Raw genomic sequence first — 15890 nt, forward strand, 5'->3', positions numbered from 1 at the left:
AGTGGGTCAAGCGACCCAGTTCGGGGCGACGAGGCCCCGATGATCCGGAGGGCGAGGATGCCGATGGCCGAGACGACGAGGATGCCGGCGTTCCCGGCCGGATTCCGCTGGGGCGCGGCCACCGCCGCCTTCCAGATCGAGGGCTCCCCGCACGCCGACGGCCGGGGCGCCTCCATCTGGGACGTCTTCGCCGCCGAACCCGGCCGCATCCTCGACGGCCGCGACGCGAGCACGAGCGCCGACAGCTACCGCCGTTTCCGCGACGACGTCGCGCTCCTCGCCGAGCTCGGCGTCGACGAGTACCGCTTCTCGATCTCCTGGCCCCGCATCCAGGCCGACGGCCGCGGCCCCGCGAACCCGGCCGGCCTCGACCACTACGCGCGCGTCGTCGACGCGCTCGCCGAAGCCGGCATCAGCCCGCTCGTCACGCTCTACCACTGGGACCTGCCGCAGGCGCTCGAGGACGAGGGCGGATGGCTCGCCCGCGACACCGCGGCGCGCTTCGCCGAGTACGCGGCGCTCGTCGTCGACGCGCTCGACGACCGGGTCGGCCGCTGGATCACCCTGAACGAACCGGCCATGACGACCCTGCAGGGCTACGCCCTCGGCGAGCTCGCGCCCGGCCGCACGCTCATGCTCGGCGCGCTGCCCACGGTGCACCACCAGCTGCTCGGCCACGGCCTCGCCGTGCAGGCGATCCGCGCCGCGCGCCCCGGCGCCGAGCTCGGCATCACGAACAACCACACCCTCGTCGAACCCGCCTCCGAAGCCGAGGGCGACCTCGCCGCGGCCGGCGCCTTCGACGCGATCTACAACCGCATCTTCGCCGAGCCGGTGCTGCTCGGCCGGTACCCGGATCTCGCGCCGCTCGGGCTCGAGGCGTTCCCCGGCGTCGAGGACGGCGACCTCGAGCTCGTCTCGGCCCCGCTCGACTTCTACGGCGTGAACTTCTACAACCCCACCCGGGTGGCGGAGGCCGCGCCCGACTCGCCCTTCGCCGAGGCCGGGCTGCCGTTCGAGCCCGTCGAGATCCCGGGCGTGCCGGTCACGGGCTTCGGCTGGCCCGTGGTGCCGGAGGCCTTCGAACACCTGCTCGTCGGCCTGCGCGACGCCTACGGCGACGCGCTGCCGCCGCTCGCCATCACCGAGAACGGGGCGTCCTACCCCGACGAGGTGGTCGGCGGCCGGGTCGCGGATGCCGAGCGCATCGCCTACCTCGACGGCCATGTGCGCGCGGTGCACCGGGCGATCGAGGCGGGGGTGGACGTGCGCGGCTACGACGTGTGGTCGCTCATCGACAACTTCGAGTGGGCCGACGGCTACACGCAGCGCTTCGGGCTCGTGCACCTCGACCTCGACACCGGCGAGCGCACCCGCAAGGACTCCTTCGACTGGTACCGCCGGCTGATCGCCGAGCAGCGCGCGGGCTGACGCGCGGTACGGCGGCCGCGCCGCCGGCCCCGCCGGCCCTATTCGACCGCGAGCAGCGCCGCCCAGAGGTCGGCGCGCGCGTGGAAGCCCGAGAGGTCCCGGCCGAGCAGCCGTTCGGCGAGCCCGACCCGGCTGCGCACGGTATGCCGGTGCACGCCGAGCGCCTGCGCGGTGGCGTCGAACTGGCCGCCGTTCTCGAGCCAGGTCCGCGTCGTCGCGACGAGCGTGCTGCCGTTCTCGCGGTCGTACTCGGTGAGCGGGGCGAGCGTGGCCCGCGCCACCGCCCTCGCGTCGGTGCGGGCGAGGAAGGCGAGCACGCCCTGCCGGCTGATGTCGTCGAACCACGCGACGCCCGAGCCCGCCTCGCGGGCGCGCTCGTAGCCGCGCACGGCCTCCTCCTGCGCGTCGGCGAGCTGCGCGAGCGAACTCGGATCGCTGACGCCCACGGCGAGCTCGAACTCGGCGGCGAGCTCCTCGGCGAGCTCGGCGGCGTCGGGCTCCTCGGCGAGCACGACGACGTGCTCGGCCTCCCGGCCGAAGAAGAGGCGGCCGCCGCGCTCGTCCACCCGCAGCTCGAGGAGCTCGACGAGCCGGTCGATGCCGTCCTCCGGCGCGCTCGTCACGAGCACCCGGAGCGGCGCCTCGGGCAGCGGCCCCCACATCTCGCCCGCGACGTCCGCCGCGAGGCCGACGTCGCCCGCGAGCAGCGAGCGCAGCAGGCCGGAGCGCAGGTGCCCGCGGGCGCGGTCGAGGTCGCGGTTCTGCTCGAGCGCGAGCCCGGCGAGCGCGATCACCGAGGTGACGACCTCGCGGCCGGCCTGGTCGAGCTCGGGGGAGTCGCCGATGGCGAGCACGCCGCGCAGGGCGCCGCCGGAGCCGAGGGTCTGCAGCGTCATCCGCTGCGGCCGCCCCACCGTGCCGCCGGCCTCGACCGCGCGGCTCGCCCGCTGCCCGCGGCGCAGCATGGTGCGCGCCTCGCCGACGACCTCGCCGAGCGCGGGCTGGCCGAGTCCGCCGAGCGGGAACTCGCGGTCGAGGCCGCCCGTCGAGTCGATGAGGCCCACCCAGGCGCCGAGCCGCTTGGAGAGTTCGGCGAGCGTCGCCGAGAGCCCGTCGGGGCGGAGTGCGGCGAGCGAGATGGCGCGCTGCGCCTGCAGGGCCCAGGCCTGCCTGGCGTAGGCGTCCTCGGCGATGAGGTCGGCGACGGTGCGCGCGATCGCGATGAACGGGGTGCGGTAGGGCACCTCGAAGAGCGGCAGTCCGGAGGCCAGGCACGCCTCGACGAGGGCGGCGGGCGTGCCGGCGCGGGTGACCTCCGTGCCGAAGCCGAGCGCGGCGATGCCGGCGTCGCGGAGCCGGGTCACGTAGGCGCCGACGTCGGCGGCGCCGCCGGGCCGCGGTTCGCGCTCCTCGCCGAGCCAGGTGCCGGTGGTGAGCAGCACCTGCCCCGCGTCGAGGAACGGGGTGGGGTCGACGAGGTCGGAGCTGTGCGCCCAGGTCACCGGGGCGGCGAGCGCGCCCTCGGGCAGCGAGTCCGCCGGGGTGAGCAGGCGGAGCATCAGCTCGGGGCGGTCGAGCAGGGTCTGCACGGTGGGCTTCACGGCGGCTCCTCGGAGGGCTCCTCCGTCGACGGCGCGAGCTCGGGCGGGGGCACGAGCTGGTGTACGCCGCGTCGAACGGATCAGCCCCGAGTGTACAGCCGGGCCCTGCGTGCTCGGCCTACGTGACGAGACCCCGGCGGGCGAAGCGCGGCTCGCGCCAGCGCCCGCTCGCGAGCACGTCCTCGAGGGCGTCGACCGCGTCGCAGACGTCGGCGTGCGAGACGTAGAGCGGCGCGAAGCCGAAGCGGACGAGGTCCGGCGCGCGGAAGTCACCGATCACGCCGCCGTCGATGAGGGCCTGCATCACGGCGTAGCCGTCGGCCGCGCCGATGCGCAGCGACACCTGGCTGCCGCGCCGGGCCGATTGCCTCGGCGTCACGACCTCGACGTCCCAGGCGCCGAGCCGGGCATCGACGAGGGAGATGAACAGCTCGGTGAGCCGCAGGCTCTTCTCCCGCAGCGCCTCGAGGTCGACCTCGGCCCAGAGCTCGAGGCTCGCCTCGAGGCCCGCGAGCGCGAGCAGCTGCGGCGTGCCGACGCGGAACCGGCCGATGCCCTCGGCCGGGGCGTAGCCGAGCTCGAAGGCGAACGGCCGGGCGTGGCCGTGCCAGCCGGTCAGCGCGGGCCGCGCCTCGGCCTGGTGCCGTGCGGCGACCCAGATGAAGGAGGGCGAGCCGGGCCCGCCGTTCAGGTACTTGTAGGTGCAGCCGACCGCGAAGTCCGCACCGGCGGCGTTCAGCTCGACGGGCACCGCGCCGACCGAGTGGCAGAGGTCCCAGACGACGATCGCGCCCGCCTCGTGCACCTGCCGGGTCACCTCGGCGAGGTCGTGCATCCGCCCCGTGCGGTAGTCGACGTGGGTCAGCACGACGACCGCGACGTCCTCGTCGAGCACCTCGGCGAGGGTCGGCCCGTCGTCGGCGATCAGCCGGCGCTCGAGCGGCGCGTCGCCGCCGAGCAGCTCCTGCACCGACTCGAGCACGTACAGATCGGTCGGGAAGTTGCCCCGCTCGGCGACGATCGCCCGTCGCCCCGGCCGCAGCCGCGCCGCCGCGACCACGGCCTGGAACAGGCTCGCCGACGTCGAGTCGCCGAGCGTCACCTCGCCGGGCGCCCCGCCGATGAGCGGCGCGATCCGGTCGCCGAGCACGAGCGGCTTCTCGAACCATCCCGCGTCGTTCCAGCTGCGGATGAGCCCCTGCCCCCACTCCTCGGTGACCACCCGGGCGACGTGGGACGCCGTCGCCCGGGGGAGCGCACCGAGGGAGTTGCCGTCGAGGTAGACGACCCCGTCCGGCAGGACGAAGCGCTCGCGGAAGTGCGCGAGCGGGTCGGCGGCATCGAGCGCCGAGCAGGTGCTGCGGTCGATCGGCTGGCGGGCCTGGGTGTCGAGGGTCATGCGCTGCTCCGGAGCTCTCGGTGGGACGTGCGGGGTCGGTGGGTGGATGGATGGCGCGGCGGCTTCCGCTCAGCGGCCGAGGAAGCGGCGCGCGTTGCCGTGCAGGATGGCGGCCTTCTGCGCCTCGTCGAGGAAGTCGGACCGCTCGACGACCGACCCGACCGGCCGCTCGCCGAGCGGGTACGGGTAGTCGCTGCCGACCATGACGCGCTCGGCGCCGAGCGTGTCGACGAGCAGCCGCAGCGCGGCCGGATCGAACACGACGGAGTCGACGCTGAAGCGGTCGAGGTACGCCGAGGGCGGCCGCTCGCTCACTCCGACGAGGTCGGGGCGCTGCTGCCAGGCGTTCTCGAAGCGGCCGAGCCAGAAGGCGAAGGAGCCGCCGCCGTGGGCGAAGGCGATCCGCAGCGACGGCGGCACCCGGTCGAACACGCCGCCGAGGATCATCGCGATGATCGACAGGTGCGTCTCGGCGGGCATCCCGGTGAGCCAGCGCGCCATCCAGCGCTCCAGCCGCGGCGAGCTCGGCATGTCCCAGGGGTGCACGAAGACGGGGATGCCCCGCTCGGCGCAGTGCTGCAGGAACGTGACGGTGCCCGCGTCGTCGAGGTCGCGGTCGCCCACGTGGTTGCCGATCTCGACGCCCGCGTGGCCCGAGGCCATCGCGCGGTCGGCCTCGGCGCACGCGGCGTCCGGGTCCTGCAGCGGCACCTGCGCGAACGGGATCAGCCGTCCGCCGCCGGGCGCGCAGATCTCCAGCGTCAGCTCGTTGAAGATGCGGGCGACCTTCGCGGCCTGGTCGCCGGTCTTGTCGTAGGAGAAGAAGACCGGCGTCGGCGAGACGACCTGCAGCTCGACGCCGTCGGCGTCCATGTCCGCGAGCCTCGTCTCGGCATCCCAGGCCTCGGCGCCCACGCGACGGAACTCGACGTCCCCGAGCAGGATCATCGCCTCGCGCTCCGAGTCGACCCGCAGCGACGGCCAGACCCCCGGCCCGGCCTGCGTCCGCAGGTCGGGCCAGGCGCTCGGCACGGAGTGCGTGTGGACGTCGATGGTTCCCAAGGGGCTCAGCCCTTGCCCGGGTGGACCGTGCCGCACTGCGGGCAGGTGCGCCCCTCCTCGCTCTCGTAGAACTCGCGGAAGACGGGCGGCAGGTCCTCGACGATGTCGCGCACCTGCAGCTCCACCTCGTGCACCTTCGTGTTGCAGTTCGGGCAGAACCAGGCGAACTTCTCGAGCGTGCCCTCCTCGCGGATGCGCTCGATGACGATGCCGATCGAGCCGGGCTCGGGCCGCTGCGGCGAGTGGAAGACGTTGCCGGGCAGCAGCCACATCTCGCCCTCGCGGATGTCGATCCGCTTGGGGCCGTCCTCCGTCTGGATGTTCACGTGCATGTTGCCGCGGTACTGGTAGAACCACTCCTCGTAGGGGTCGAAGTGGAAGTCGGTGCGCTGGTTCGGGCCGCCGACGACCTGGACGATGAAGTCGCCCATGGGCTCCCAGGCCTGCTTGTTGTTCACCGGCGGCTGGAGCAGGTGCTCGTGCTCCTTGATCCACGCGGCGAAATCGATGACGGGTGGGATGGTGCTCATTTCTCCTCCTCGAGAGTGGCGGTCGTGCTTCGGTCGGTGGTCGGGCGCAACGCGATCCCCTGGATCTCGAGGCGCAGGTGTGGGTGCGGCAGGGCGTGCACCGCGACGGTGGTGCGCGCGGGCCCCTGCTCGTCGAAGTACTCGGCCCACACCGCGTTGTACGCGGCGAAGTCGTTCATGTCGACGAGGTAGCTCGTCGCCTGCACGAGGTCGGAGAGCTCGCAGCCGGCTGCGGCGAGCACCGCACGGAGATTCTCGATCACGGCGCGCGTCTGCACCGCGATGTCGAGGCGCGTCGCCCCGAACTCGTCGGCGTCGGCTCCTGCGATGGTGTTGTCGGGGCGGCGGCTCGAGGTGCCCGAGACGAACACGTAGTCGCCGGCGACCCGCGCGTGCGGGAAGCGGCCGCGCGGCACCGCGCGCCCCTCGGCCAGGATGCCCCGGTCGTCGTCGGTCATGCGGTCTCCTCCTTCGCTGCGGACGTCGTCGTGCCGATGCGGACCGAGACCCGGCCGAGCCCGGTGACGGATGCCTCGACGAGTCCCCGAGCGGGCACTGGCACGGCCGCGGTCGCGGCGCCCGCGAGCAGCACGGTGCCGGCGCGCAGCGCGAAGCCGTGCGCGGCGGCGAGCCGGGCGGCCGCAGTGAGCGCGCGCCTCGGGTCGCCCAGGATCGCGCCCGTCGAGCCGATGGCGGTCTGCCGGCCGTCGAACTCGAGTGTCACGGCCCGGTTGTCGAGGCCGTCGCCGAGCGCCGCGGGCGAGGTCCACGGGCCGATCACGAAGCCGGCGGCCGAGGCGTTGTCGGCGACGACGTCGTCGAGGCTGAAGCGGAAGTCGCGGAAACGGGAGTCGATGAGCTCGAGCGCCGGGGCGACCCCCGCGACGGCGGCCATCGGGTCGCCCGCGGCCGAGGCATCCAATTCGGCGCCGAGCAGGAAGGCGAGCTCCGGCTCGACCCTGGCGTGGATCGCGCGGCTCGGGTCGAAGACCCCGCCGTCCTCGATCCGCATCGCATCGGTCAGGGTGCCGATGATGACGTCGTCGACGCCCATCTGCACGGCCTTCGCGCGGCTCGTGAAGCCGAGCTTCACACCGACGGCGCGCTCGCCGCGGCCGAGCCGGCGGGCGATGAGGGCGTGCTGGGTGGCGTAGGCGCGGTCGAGCCCGATGGGCGCGTCGCCGGCGAGCTGCGAGATGGGCGAGACGGTGCGCTGCGCCTGGTCGAGCGCCGCCGCGAAGGCGGACGCGGCGGTCACGCCGCGCCTCCGCCCGAGGCGGCGTCGCGCGCGGCGACGAGGTCGAGGGCGACGTCGACGATCATGTCCTCCTGGCCGCCCACCATGCGCCGTCGGCCGAGTTCGACGAGGATGTCGCGGGGGTCGAGGCCGTGCCGCTCGGCGGCGCGCTCGGCGTGCAGCAGGAAGGACGAGTACACGCCGGCGTAGCCGAGGGCGAGGGTCTCCCGGTCGACGCGGACGGGTCGGCGCTGCAGCGGCCGCACGAGGTCCTCGGCGGCGTCCTGCAGGGCGAACAGCTCGCAGCCGTGCTGCCAGCCGAGCAGCTCTGCGACGGCGACGAACGCCTCGATCGGCGTGTTGCCGGCGCCCGCGCCCATGCCGGCGAGGGAGGCGTCGACGCGGGTGGCGCCGTGCTCGACGGCGGTCACGCTGTTGGCGACGCTCAGCGAGAGGTTCTCGTGCGCGTGGATGCCGATGCCGGTGCCCGGCTCGAGCACCTCGCGGTACGCGTCGATCCGCTCGGCCACGTCGTGCATCGTCAGCCGGCCGCCGGAGTCGGTGACGTAGACGCAGTGCGCCCCGTACGACTCCATGAGCTTCGCCTGCCGGGCGAGCCCGGCCGGGTCGTTCAGGTGGCTCATCATGAGGAAGCCCGACACGTCCATGCCGTGCTCGCGCGCCCAGCCGATGTGCTGGGCGGCGACGTCGGCCTCGGTGCAGTGCGTCGCGACGCGCACGCTCTGCACGCCGAGGTCGCGGGCCCGGGCGAGGTCGTCGATCGTGCCGATGCCCGGCAGGATCAGCGTCGTCAGGCGCGCCCGCTCGAGCACCGAGGCGGCCGCCTCGATCCAGTCCCAATCGCTGTGCGCGCCCTGCCCGTAGGCGACGCTCGAGCCGCCGAGGCCGTCGCCGTGGGCGACCTCGATGGCGTCGACGCCGGCCGCCTCGAGGGCCGCGGCGATCGTGCGCACCTCCTCGACGGTGTAGCGGTGGGCGACGGCGTGCATGCCGTCGCGGAGGGTCACGTCCTGCACGTAGACCCGGGGCGCGTCCGCGGTCATGCCGGCACCTCCGTCAGCTGGGCCCGGCGCCGCTCGGCGACGAGCCGCTCGGCGGTGCGCAGGGCGGCCGAGGTCATGATGTCGAGATTGCCCGCGTACTCGGGCAGGTAGTGCCCGGCGCCGGCGACCTCGAGGAGGATCGTCACCCGGGTGCCGCGGAAGGGCCGGTCGAGCGCGGGCACGTAGGCCTCGTCGACGGCGTCGAACTGCACCCGTTGCTTCAACCGGTAGCCGCCGACGTAGCCTGAGACCGCCGCGACCATGTCCTCGACCGAGCGGCGCACGGCGTCCTCGTCGAGCGGGCCGTCGGCCCCGTCGACGAGGCAGTAGACCGTGTCCCGCATCATGAGGGGCGGCTCCGCGGGGTTCAGCACGATGATCGCCTTGCCCCGTTCGGCGCCGCCGATCTGCTCGATCGCGCGGGCCGTGGTCTGCGTGAACTCGTCGATGTTGGCGCGCGTGCCGGGGCCCGCCGACTTCGAGGCGATCGAGGCCACGATCTCGGCGTAGGCGACGGTGGCGACCCGGGAGACGGCGGCCACCATCGGCACGGTTGCCTGGCCGCCGCAGGTCACGAGGTTCACGTTCGTCGCCGCGAGCTGCTGTTCGAGGTTCACGACCGGCACGACGTACGGGCCGATCGCGGCGGGGGTGAGGTCGACCATCAGCCGGCCGTGCGCGCGGACGACCTCGTCGTTGCGCACGTGCGCCCCGGCGGAGGTCGCGTCGAAGACGAGCGCGACGTCGGCGAACTCGGGGAGGGCGACGAGCCCGTCGACGCCCTCGTGGGTGGTCGCGACGCCGAGCCGGCGCGCCCTGGCGAGGCCGTCGGAGTCGGGGTCGATGCCCGCCATCGCCGCGACGTGCAGCTCGGCGGACAGCCGCTTCACCTTGATCATCAGATCGGTGCCGATGTTGCCGGAGCCGATGATGGCGATGCCGACGGTGCCGCCGGTCGCGGTGCCGCCCGTCCCGGTGTCGTCCGTGCTCATGCCGCCGCCTCCGTCTCGTCGAGGGGTGCGAGGAAGTCGGCGCGCACCTCGCCGAGCCCGTCGAGCCGGGCGTGGAAGACGCCCGGCGTCGCGGCGACCATGGGGCCGAGCGCGCCGGACAGCACGATCTCGCCCGCGCGCAGCGGCCGGCCGTGCCGGGCGACCGCCCGCGCGAGCCAGGCCACGGCGATCACCGGGCTGCCGAGGCAGGCGCTGCCCGCGCCCGTCGAGACGGGGTCGCCGTCGACGTCGAGCCGCATCCCGGCCGCCGCGAGGTCGAGCCCGTCGAGCTTGCGGGGCACGGTGCCGAGCACGACCGCCCCGCTCGAGGCGTTGTCGGCGATCGTGTCGGCGATGCGGATGCTCCAGTCGGCGATGCGCGAGTCGACGACCTCGATCGCGGGCAGCACGAACTCGGTGGCCCGCAGCACGTCGGCGACGTGCGTCGTGGGGGAGTCGAGGTCGCGGCCGAGCACGAAGGCGACCTCGGCCTCGACCCGCGGCTGCAGGAAGCGGTCGAGCGGCATCGGCTCGCGGTCGGCGACGACCATGTCGTCGAGGAGCACGCCGTAGTCGGGGGAGTGCACGCCGAACTGGGCCTGCACGGCCGGCGAGGTCAGGCCGATCTTGCGGCCGACGAGCCGCCGGCCCTCCGCGATCCGCCGCTCGATGCCGAGCGATTGCACGGCGTACGCGGCATCCTGGTCCTCCGCGCCGATGAGCTCGCGCACGGGCGCGCACGCCGTGCGCGACGCGGCCGCCTCGCGCAGCCGCGCGTCGGCCGCGCGGATCGCCTCGTCCGTCGCGCTCACAGCTGCACGCACACGTTCGTCGGCTCGGTGTAGAACTCGAGCGAGTGGTGGCCGCCCTCGCGGCCGATGCCGGAGAGGCCGACGCCGCCGAAGGGGCTGCGGAGGTCGCGCAGGTACCAGGTGTTCACCCAGGACATGCCGACCCGCATGCGCTGCGCCACCCGGTGGCCGCGGGCGAGGTCGCTCGTCCAGGTGACGGCGGCGAGCCCGTAGTCGGTGTCGTTCGCGAGCGCGATCGCCTGCTCCTCGGTGTCGAAGGGGATGAGCGCCGCCGCCGGTCCGAAGATCTCCTCGCGCACGGTGCGGTGCGAGTGGTCGAGCCCGGTCCAGAGGGTCGGCTCGATCCACGCGCCGCCGTCGAGCTCCGCGCCGAGCGACGGGACGCCGCCGCCGGCGAGCACCGTCGCGCCCTCCTCGAGCGCGAGCTCGAAGTAGGAACGCACCTTCTCGCGGTGCGCCTGCGAGATGAGCGGCCCGGTCGTCGTCGCCGGGTCCTCCGGGCGGCCGAGCCGCAGCCGGCGGGACTGCTCGGCGAGGCCCGCGGCCACCTCGTCGAACACGGCGCGCTCGACGTAGATGCGCTCGGTGCAGAGGCAGACCTGGCCCGTGTTCAGGTACGTGGAGCGGGCGAGGCCCGCGATCGCGTGGTCGAGGTCGGCGTCGGCGAAGACGACCGCCGCGTTCTTGCCGCCGAGCTCGAAGGAGACGGGGCGCACCCGCGGGGCGACGGCCCGCATGATCGCCGAGCCCGTCGAGGACTCGCCGGTGAAGGTCACGCCGTCGATGCCGGGATGCCGGGTCAGCGCCTCGCCCGCCGAGCCCGCGCCGAAGCCGTGCACGACGTTCACGACGCCGGCGGGCACGCCCGCCTCGACGAGGATCTCGGCGAGGAGCGTGGCCGAGGACGGCGTCTCCTCCGAGGGCTTCACGACGACGGCGTTGCCGGTCGCGAGGGCGGGGGCGAGCTTCCAGGTGAGCAGCAGCAGCGGCAGGTTCCACGGCACGATCACGGCGACGACGCCGAGGGGCTTGCGCACCGCGTAGTTCAGGGCGCTGCGGCCGTCGGGCAGCTCGGTGAGGTACGAGTCGAGGCCCGCGGCCGAGACGGTGTCGGCGAAGGAGCGGAAGTTCGCGGCGGCCCGGGCGACGTCGAGCTCGCGGGCGAGGGTCTCCGGCTTGCCGGTGTCGCCCACCTCGGTCGCGACGAGCTCCTCGGCGCGGCGGTCGATGACGTCGGCGACGCGGCGGAGGAGGCGGGCGCGCTCGGCGACCGACATCCGCCCCCAGGGGCCGTCGAGCGCGGCGCGCGCCGCGGCGACCGCGCGGTCGACCTGCTCGGCGCCGGCCTCGTGCACGAGCGCGATGCGGCTGCCGTCCACCGGGTCGAACTTGTCGAAGCCCGCCACGCCGTCGACCGGCACGCCGCCGATGAAGTTGCGGATCGTGCGCGGCGCGGGCCCCGCCTCGGGGGTCGCGGCGGTCGGCAGCGACGTCGTCTGAGCTGGCATGGCCTCAGGCTAGGAAGGACCAGGGATGCCGACAAATACTCTCTTGCTGCGCTGCCATGCCCATCCGGCTATAGTTCCCCGCATGGTCACCGATCGACTCCTGGACGGCCGGCTGAAGATCCGGCATCTCGTGCTCGTCACCGCCATCGCCGACGAGGGCACGCTCGTCCGCGCGGCCGAGTCGCTGCACATCACCCAGCCCGTCGTCACCCGCGGCCTCCGCGAGGTCGAGGAGGTGCTCGCCGCCCCGCTGTTCGAGCGCCTGCCGCGCGGCGTCACCCCGACGCCCTACGGGCAGGCCTTCATCGAACGGGCGCGCTCGGTGCTCGCCGAGCTCCGCGCCGCGGGCGAGGAGGTGCGCCTGCTGCGCGCCGGCCAGCTCGGCACCGTGACGGTCGGCACCCACCTCGCCGGCTCGAACCTCCTGCTGCCGCGCGCGATCGCCGGGCTCAAGGCGGAGCATCCGAAGCTCACCGTCGTCGTGCGGGAGGGCACGCCCGACGCGCTGCAGCAGTGGCTGCTCGCGGGCGACCTCGACCTCACCGTGGGCCGGCTCTCACCGACGGTGCCCGTGCGGCTCGAGCAGGAGCGGCTGCACCAGGAGCCCATCCGGCTCGTGGCGCGGGCGGGCCATCCGGTGCACGGCGGCCGCGGCACCGCGCTCGCCGAGCTGCTCGCCTACCCGTGGATCTTCCCCGTCGCGCAGACCGCGCTCCGGGCCGAGCTCGAGGCGGTGTTCTTCCAGGAGGGGCTGCCGCTGCCGGCCGATCGCGTGGAGTGCACCTCGATGCTGACGCTGCGCAACCTCCTCGTCTCGACCGACGTCATCGCCGCGCTGCCGATGTTCATCGCGGTCGACGACCGGGAGCTGCGCATCCTGCCGACGGCGCTGAGCTCCATCCGGCGCTCGGTGGGCGTCACGCTGCCGAAGGACCGCGCCCCGTCACCGGCCGCGGCCGCGCTGCTCGGGCACCTCCGCGAGGAGGGCGCGAAGCTCGCCGAGCTCGAGGAGGCGTTCGCGCGGGGCGAGGCCGGGCCGCGCGGCTGATATGCCCTCCCGGTCATAGCTCGAAGCCGAAAGGATATTGGACAGCATCGCTCGGGCTGGCGACGCTGAAGGGGACGGCGCATCGAGGCGCCGCAGTTCCCAGCCGATTCTGGAGGCGACATGGCCGGCTCTCCCTACGTTCCCGACGCGAAGAAGTACCGCCCGGAGGATTTCCAGCGCGTCCCGGGCGAACCGGCCGATCCCGACCCCGCCAGCTGGGGCATGCAGCCCGACGGCACCTTCCTGCCGCCGGCGCACACGCCCTCGGTGCCGCGCGACGTGTTCGTCGACTGGCCCGGCCAGCTCGACTACCGCGACCCCGAGGCCTACGCGCTCAACGCCACCGCGGAGGCGTTCTACCCGATCGTCGTGAACACGAGCCACTCCTGGCAGTGCATCTACGACTGGGACGGCGTCCGCTACATGCTGCACTACGGCGGCGGCAACCACTGGAAGCTCTACGACATCACCGACCCGCGCAACCTCACGATCGTCGACGAGGAGCAGTGGGGCTGGGGCGACCCCCGCCCGCAGTTCGGCGCGACCACCGTGCAGTGGAACGAGCGGCTCGGCAAGTACCTGGCGATCCAGGCGAGCGAGACGCCCCGCTACTTCCTCAAGGGCCGCGTCGCCAACAAGTGGATCGACGACACCGTCGAGGGCCAGCTGAAGGAGTGGGAGGGCCTGCGCGGCTTCCGCACCTTCGAGATGCACGGGCCGAGCCCGCGCGACTGGACCATCATCAACGAGACCTCCACCGACCCGAACCACGGGCCCGACGAGATCCAGGAGGGCAACGGCGTCCTCGACCTCCCGGTCTACTACGGCGAGAAGTACCTCTTCGTGGCGACCGCGCCCGACAACACCTTCACCAACCAGCCGTACAAGACCACCCTCTGGGCCGCGGGTCACGCCGCCTACGACGTGAGCGACCCGGCGAAGCCCGAACTGCTCTCCACCTGGTGGGTGCCGGGCACGCGCGCCGGCGAGGAGGACGACTCCGAGTACCTCGCGAACAACGAGCGCTGGAACAACAAGACCTCGTGGTTCGGCTCGCGCATGGGCATCTTCCTGCCCCGCTCGGTCGAGTCGGGCTGGAAGTACGGCTACGCCGCCCAGGGCGGTCAGGGCTTCTTCGTGCTCGACGTCTCCGACCCGTCGAACATCCACCACGTCGGCTGGTGCGAGCTCCCGTCGAGCGTCGCCGGCACCGAGGGCGACAACGTCGACACCACGCAGGTCGAGGAGACCGGCTACGTCTACGTCTCGGGCTACCCGATGAACACCGACTGCTACGAGCCGGCCAAGGAGATCTACCAGATCGACGTCAGCGACCCGACGAACCCCCGGCTCGTGCGCACGCTGCCCCGCCCGGTGCCGCCCGCCGAGGCGAAGTTCACCGACTGGGCGCAGCGGCGCGGCTCCTTCGGGCCGAAGCGCTCGGGCTACTTCACGAACACGGGCACGCCGCACGGCGGCGTGATCCCCTACGCCTTCTACGCCGCGGGCCTGCAGATCTTCGACGTGCGCGACCCGGAGGACCCGAAGGTCGGCGCCTACTTCGTGCCGCCGATGGGCCTGAAGGACGACGACGACCTCGCGGCGCCCGTGCACGGCGTGTTCGTCGAGTGGGACCGCAACCTCATCTGGCTGTTCGCGAACCATGGCATCTACGCGGTGTCGACGCCGCTGCTCGGCGAGCCGGTGGTGGGGCTGCCGCCCGCCTGAGCGGCGCGCCGCCGCGGCCGCTCGGCCCGGAGGTGGTTCGCTGTCCAGCATTCCGATCGCAGATCGGATCCAGAATACAAAATCCGAAGGAGGGGCGTCATGGACGACGTCGCAGCCCGCAACAAGGAGATCGCCCTCGAGGTCTGGGGCAACGACCTCGACTCGCACAAGACCTCGCCCGACGACCCCTCGTTCCGCGAGCACTTCGAGCGGTACTACACCGAGGACTACTGGAACCACGCCTCGCAGCCCGGCAAGGACCGCGGCTTCCAGAACGCGTACTACGTGCGCAAGGCGTTCCTCGAGCTGTTCACCGACCCGAACTTCGTGATCGACAAGGTCGCGGCCGACGGCGACCTCGTCTTCCTCGAGGGCGTGTTCACCGCGAAGCACACGGGCCTCACGCTCTACGGCGTCCCGGCGACGGGCGTCGAGGTGAGCCAGCCGCAGGTGCACATCCTGCGCTTCCGCGACTTCAAGATCAGCGAGCACTTCGTCGTGCGCGACGACTACGAGATGTACCGCCAGGTCGTCCCGCTCGACCAGGACGGCGGCATCCTGCGCTTCGTCGACACCGACAAGTACGACGCCGAGCGCGAGGACGCCGCATCGGTGGAGGCCGGGAGATGACCGTCTCCGACTTCCAGATCGAGGACAAGCTCATCGAGCGCGAGCTCGACCCGAGCTACCACGAGTTCTCCGTCGAGCCGACGGGCCGGCAGGTGACCGTCGTGCTCGGCGGCGTGGTCGTCGCGCGCAGCCGGCGGGTCGCGCTCCTGCACGAGTCGAAGCACATGCCCGTCTACTACTTCCCGGTCGAGGACGTGCGGATGGATCTGCTGAGCCCGTCCGGCCGCACGAAGGACACGCCGATCAAGGGGGTCGCCCGCTACCTCGACGTCGACACCGGCACGAAGCGGGTGGCCGACGGCGCGTGGATCCACGAGGCGCCGACCTCGCCCGCGGCCGAGCTGCTGCGCGGCATGGTCGCCTTCTACTGGGCGAAGATGGACCGCTGGTTCGAGGAGGACGACGAGGTCTACAAGCACCCGCGCGACCCGTACCACCGGGTGGACGTGCTGAACTCCTCCCGCCACGTGCAGATCGTCGTGCTCGGGGAGGTCGTCGCCGAGTCGCGCCGCCCGAGGCTGCTCTTCGAGACGCGCCTGCCCACCCGGTACTACCTGCCCTGGGCCGATGTGCGCTCGGAGCTCCTCGTGCCGTCCACGACCCGCTCGACCTGCCCCTACAAGGGCGACGCCGAGTACTGGTCGGTGCAGATCGGCGACCAGCTCGTGAAGGACCTCGCCTGGTCGTACCGCCATCCCATCGCCGAGTGCCCGAAGATCGAGAACCTCGTCTGCTTCTACGACGAGCAGGTGGACGCCGTCATCGTCGACGGCGTCGAGCAGGAGCGGCCGCGCACCGCCTGGTCGAAGGCCAGGGCCGTGCGCACCGTCGCCCCCACGGAGAGCTGA

The 15890-nt window shown here is 73.2% G+C and carries 15 protein-coding genes; 5 read left to right on the forward strand and 10 right to left on the reverse strand.

Going from position 1 to position 15890, the window contains the following annotated elements; all coding sequences use genetic code 11:
• The first annotated feature begins 63 nt into the window (after positions 1-63).
• Positions 64-1431 (forward strand): GH1 family beta-glucosidase, encoded by a 1368-nt coding sequence (locus tag IEY71_RS12140; RefSeq protein WP_229781717.1) that lies wholly within the window; start codon positions 64-66, stop codon positions 1429-1431.
• Between the two features lie 38 nt (positions 1432-1469).
• Here the strand turns inward: IEY71_RS12140 and IEY71_RS12145 are convergent, their stop codons facing one another.
• From IEY71_RS12145 to IEY71_RS12190, 10 genes are all read right to left on the reverse strand, one after another.
• Positions 1470-3032 carry a PucR family transcriptional regulator gene (locus tag IEY71_RS12145; protein WP_229781718.1) on the reverse strand — a complete coding sequence of 521 codons (1563 nt, stop codon included), beginning with the start codon at positions 3030-3032 and terminating at the stop codon, positions 1470-1472.
• A gap of 118 nt (positions 3033-3150) precedes the next feature.
• Positions 3151-4431 carry a kynureninase gene (kynU, locus tag IEY71_RS12150; protein ID WP_189085583.1) on the reverse strand — a complete coding sequence of 427 codons (1281 nt, stop codon included), beginning with the start codon at positions 4429-4431 and terminating at the stop codon, positions 3151-3153.
• A 69-nt stretch (positions 4432-4500) separates the two neighbouring features.
• Complete coding sequence (locus IEY71_RS12155) at positions 4501-5493, reverse strand: amidohydrolase family protein (protein WP_189085584.1); 993 nt, start codon at positions 5491-5493, stop codon at positions 4501-4503.
• A gap of 5 nt (positions 5494-5498) precedes the next feature.
• A complete protein-coding gene (locus IEY71_RS12160; protein WP_189085585.1) occupies positions 5499-6023 on the reverse strand; it encodes a 3-hydroxyanthranilate 3,4-dioxygenase in 525 nt (174 codons plus the stop codon).
• Positions 6020-6481 carry a RidA family protein gene (locus tag IEY71_RS12165; protein WP_189085586.1) on the reverse strand — a complete coding sequence of 154 codons (462 nt, stop codon included), beginning with the start codon at positions 6479-6481 and terminating at the stop codon, positions 6020-6022. Before IEY71_RS12165 ends, IEY71_RS12160 begins: the two co-directional genes overlap by 4 nt.
• Positions 6478-7281 (reverse strand): 2-keto-4-pentenoate hydratase, encoded by an 804-nt coding sequence (locus tag IEY71_RS12170; RefSeq protein ID WP_189085587.1) that lies wholly within the window; start codon positions 7279-7281, stop codon positions 6478-6480. Before IEY71_RS12170 ends, IEY71_RS12165 begins: the two co-directional genes overlap by 4 nt.
• A complete protein-coding gene (gene dmpG, locus IEY71_RS12175; RefSeq protein ID WP_189085588.1) occupies positions 7278-8324 on the reverse strand; it encodes a 4-hydroxy-2-oxovalerate aldolase in 1047 nt (348 codons plus the stop codon). The genes IEY71_RS12170 and dmpG overlap by 4 nt, the downstream gene beginning before the upstream one ends.
• A complete protein-coding gene (locus IEY71_RS12180; protein WP_189085589.1) occupies positions 8321-9316 on the reverse strand; it encodes an acetaldehyde dehydrogenase (acetylating) in 996 nt (331 codons plus the stop codon). Before IEY71_RS12180 ends, dmpG begins: the two co-directional genes overlap by 4 nt.
• Positions 9313-10128 (reverse strand): 2-keto-4-pentenoate hydratase, encoded by an 816-nt coding sequence (locus IEY71_RS12185; protein WP_189085590.1) that lies wholly within the window; start codon positions 10126-10128, stop codon positions 9313-9315. Before IEY71_RS12185 ends, IEY71_RS12180 begins: the two co-directional genes overlap by 4 nt.
• On the reverse strand, positions 10125-11636 hold the full coding sequence (locus tag IEY71_RS12190; protein ID WP_189085591.1) for a 2-hydroxymuconic semialdehyde dehydrogenase: 1512 nt from the start codon (positions 11634-11636) through the stop codon (positions 10125-10127). The genes IEY71_RS12185 and IEY71_RS12190 overlap by 4 nt, the downstream gene beginning before the upstream one ends.
• Before the next feature lie 82 nt (positions 11637-11718).
• Between IEY71_RS12190 and IEY71_RS12195 the strand changes: the two genes are divergently transcribed.
• The 4 genes from IEY71_RS12195 to IEY71_RS12210 all read left to right on the forward strand — a co-directional run bounded on the left by IEY71_RS12195 (position 11719) and on the right by IEY71_RS12210 (position 15890).
• Positions 11719-12684 carry a LysR substrate-binding domain-containing protein gene (locus IEY71_RS12195; protein ID WP_189085592.1) on the forward strand — a complete coding sequence of 322 codons (966 nt, stop codon included), beginning with the start codon at positions 11719-11721 and terminating at the stop codon, positions 12682-12684.
• Between the two features lie 120 nt (positions 12685-12804).
• The gene (locus tag IEY71_RS12200; protein ID WP_189085593.1) at positions 12805-14412 is read left to right on the forward strand and encodes an LVIVD repeat-containing protein; all 1608 of its coding nucleotides are present in this window, start codon (positions 12805-12807) and stop codon (positions 14410-14412) included.
• Between the two features lie 99 nt (positions 14413-14511).
• Complete coding sequence (locus tag IEY71_RS12205; protein WP_189085594.1) at positions 14512-15042, forward strand: ester cyclase; 531 nt, start codon at positions 14512-14514, stop codon at positions 15040-15042.
• Positions 15039-15890, forward strand: a complete 852-nt coding sequence (locus tag IEY71_RS12210; RefSeq protein WP_189085595.1) for a DUF427 domain-containing protein — start codon at positions 15039-15041, stop codon at positions 15888-15890. Before IEY71_RS12205 ends, IEY71_RS12210 begins: the two co-directional genes overlap by 4 nt.

It is taken from the genome of Agromyces mediolanus (assembly GCF_014648575.1).
Lineage (GTDB): Bacteria > Actinomycetota > Actinomycetes > Actinomycetales > Microbacteriaceae > Agromyces > Agromyces mediolanus.

What these genes read in the sequence shown, in the direction of transcription:
- IEY71_RS12140 (WP_229781717.1), top strand. Translation starts at nt 64, where the DNA reads ATGGCCGAGACGACGAGGATGCCGGCGTTCCCGGCCGGATTCCGCTGG.
- kynU (WP_189085583.1), bottom strand. Translation starts at nt 4,431, where the DNA reads ATGACCCTCGACACCCAGGCCCGCCAGCCGATCGACCGCAGCACCTGC.
- IEY71_RS12160 (WP_189085585.1), bottom strand. Translation starts at nt 6,023, where the DNA reads ATGAGCACCATCCCACCCGTCATCGATTTCGCCGCGTGGATCAAGGAG.
- IEY71_RS12165 (WP_189085586.1), bottom strand. Translation starts at nt 6,481, where the DNA reads ATGACCGACGACGACCGGGGCATCCTGGCCGAGGGGCGCGCGGTGCCG.
- dmpG (WP_189085588.1), bottom strand. Translation starts at nt 8,324, where the DNA reads ATGACCGCGGACGCGCCCCGGGTCTACGTGCAGGACGTGACCCTCCGC.
- IEY71_RS12180 (WP_189085589.1), bottom strand. Translation starts at nt 9,316, where the DNA reads ATGAGCACGGACGACACCGGGACGGGCGGCACCGCGACCGGCGGCACC.
- IEY71_RS12190 (WP_189085591.1), bottom strand. Translation starts at nt 11,636, where the DNA reads ATGCCAGCTCAGACGACGTCGCTGCCGACCGCCGCGACCCCCGAGGCG.
- IEY71_RS12195 (WP_189085592.1), top strand. Translation starts at nt 11,719, where the DNA reads ATGGTCACCGATCGACTCCTGGACGGCCGGCTGAAGATCCGGCATCTC.
- IEY71_RS12200 (WP_189085593.1), top strand. Translation starts at nt 12,805, where the DNA reads ATGGCCGGCTCTCCCTACGTTCCCGACGCGAAGAAGTACCGCCCGGAG.
- IEY71_RS12205 (WP_189085594.1), top strand. Translation starts at nt 14,512, where the DNA reads ATGGACGACGTCGCAGCCCGCAACAAGGAGATCGCCCTCGAGGTCTGG.
- IEY71_RS12210 (WP_189085595.1), top strand. Translation starts at nt 15,039, where the DNA reads ATGACCGTCTCCGACTTCCAGATCGAGGACAAGCTCATCGAGCGCGAG.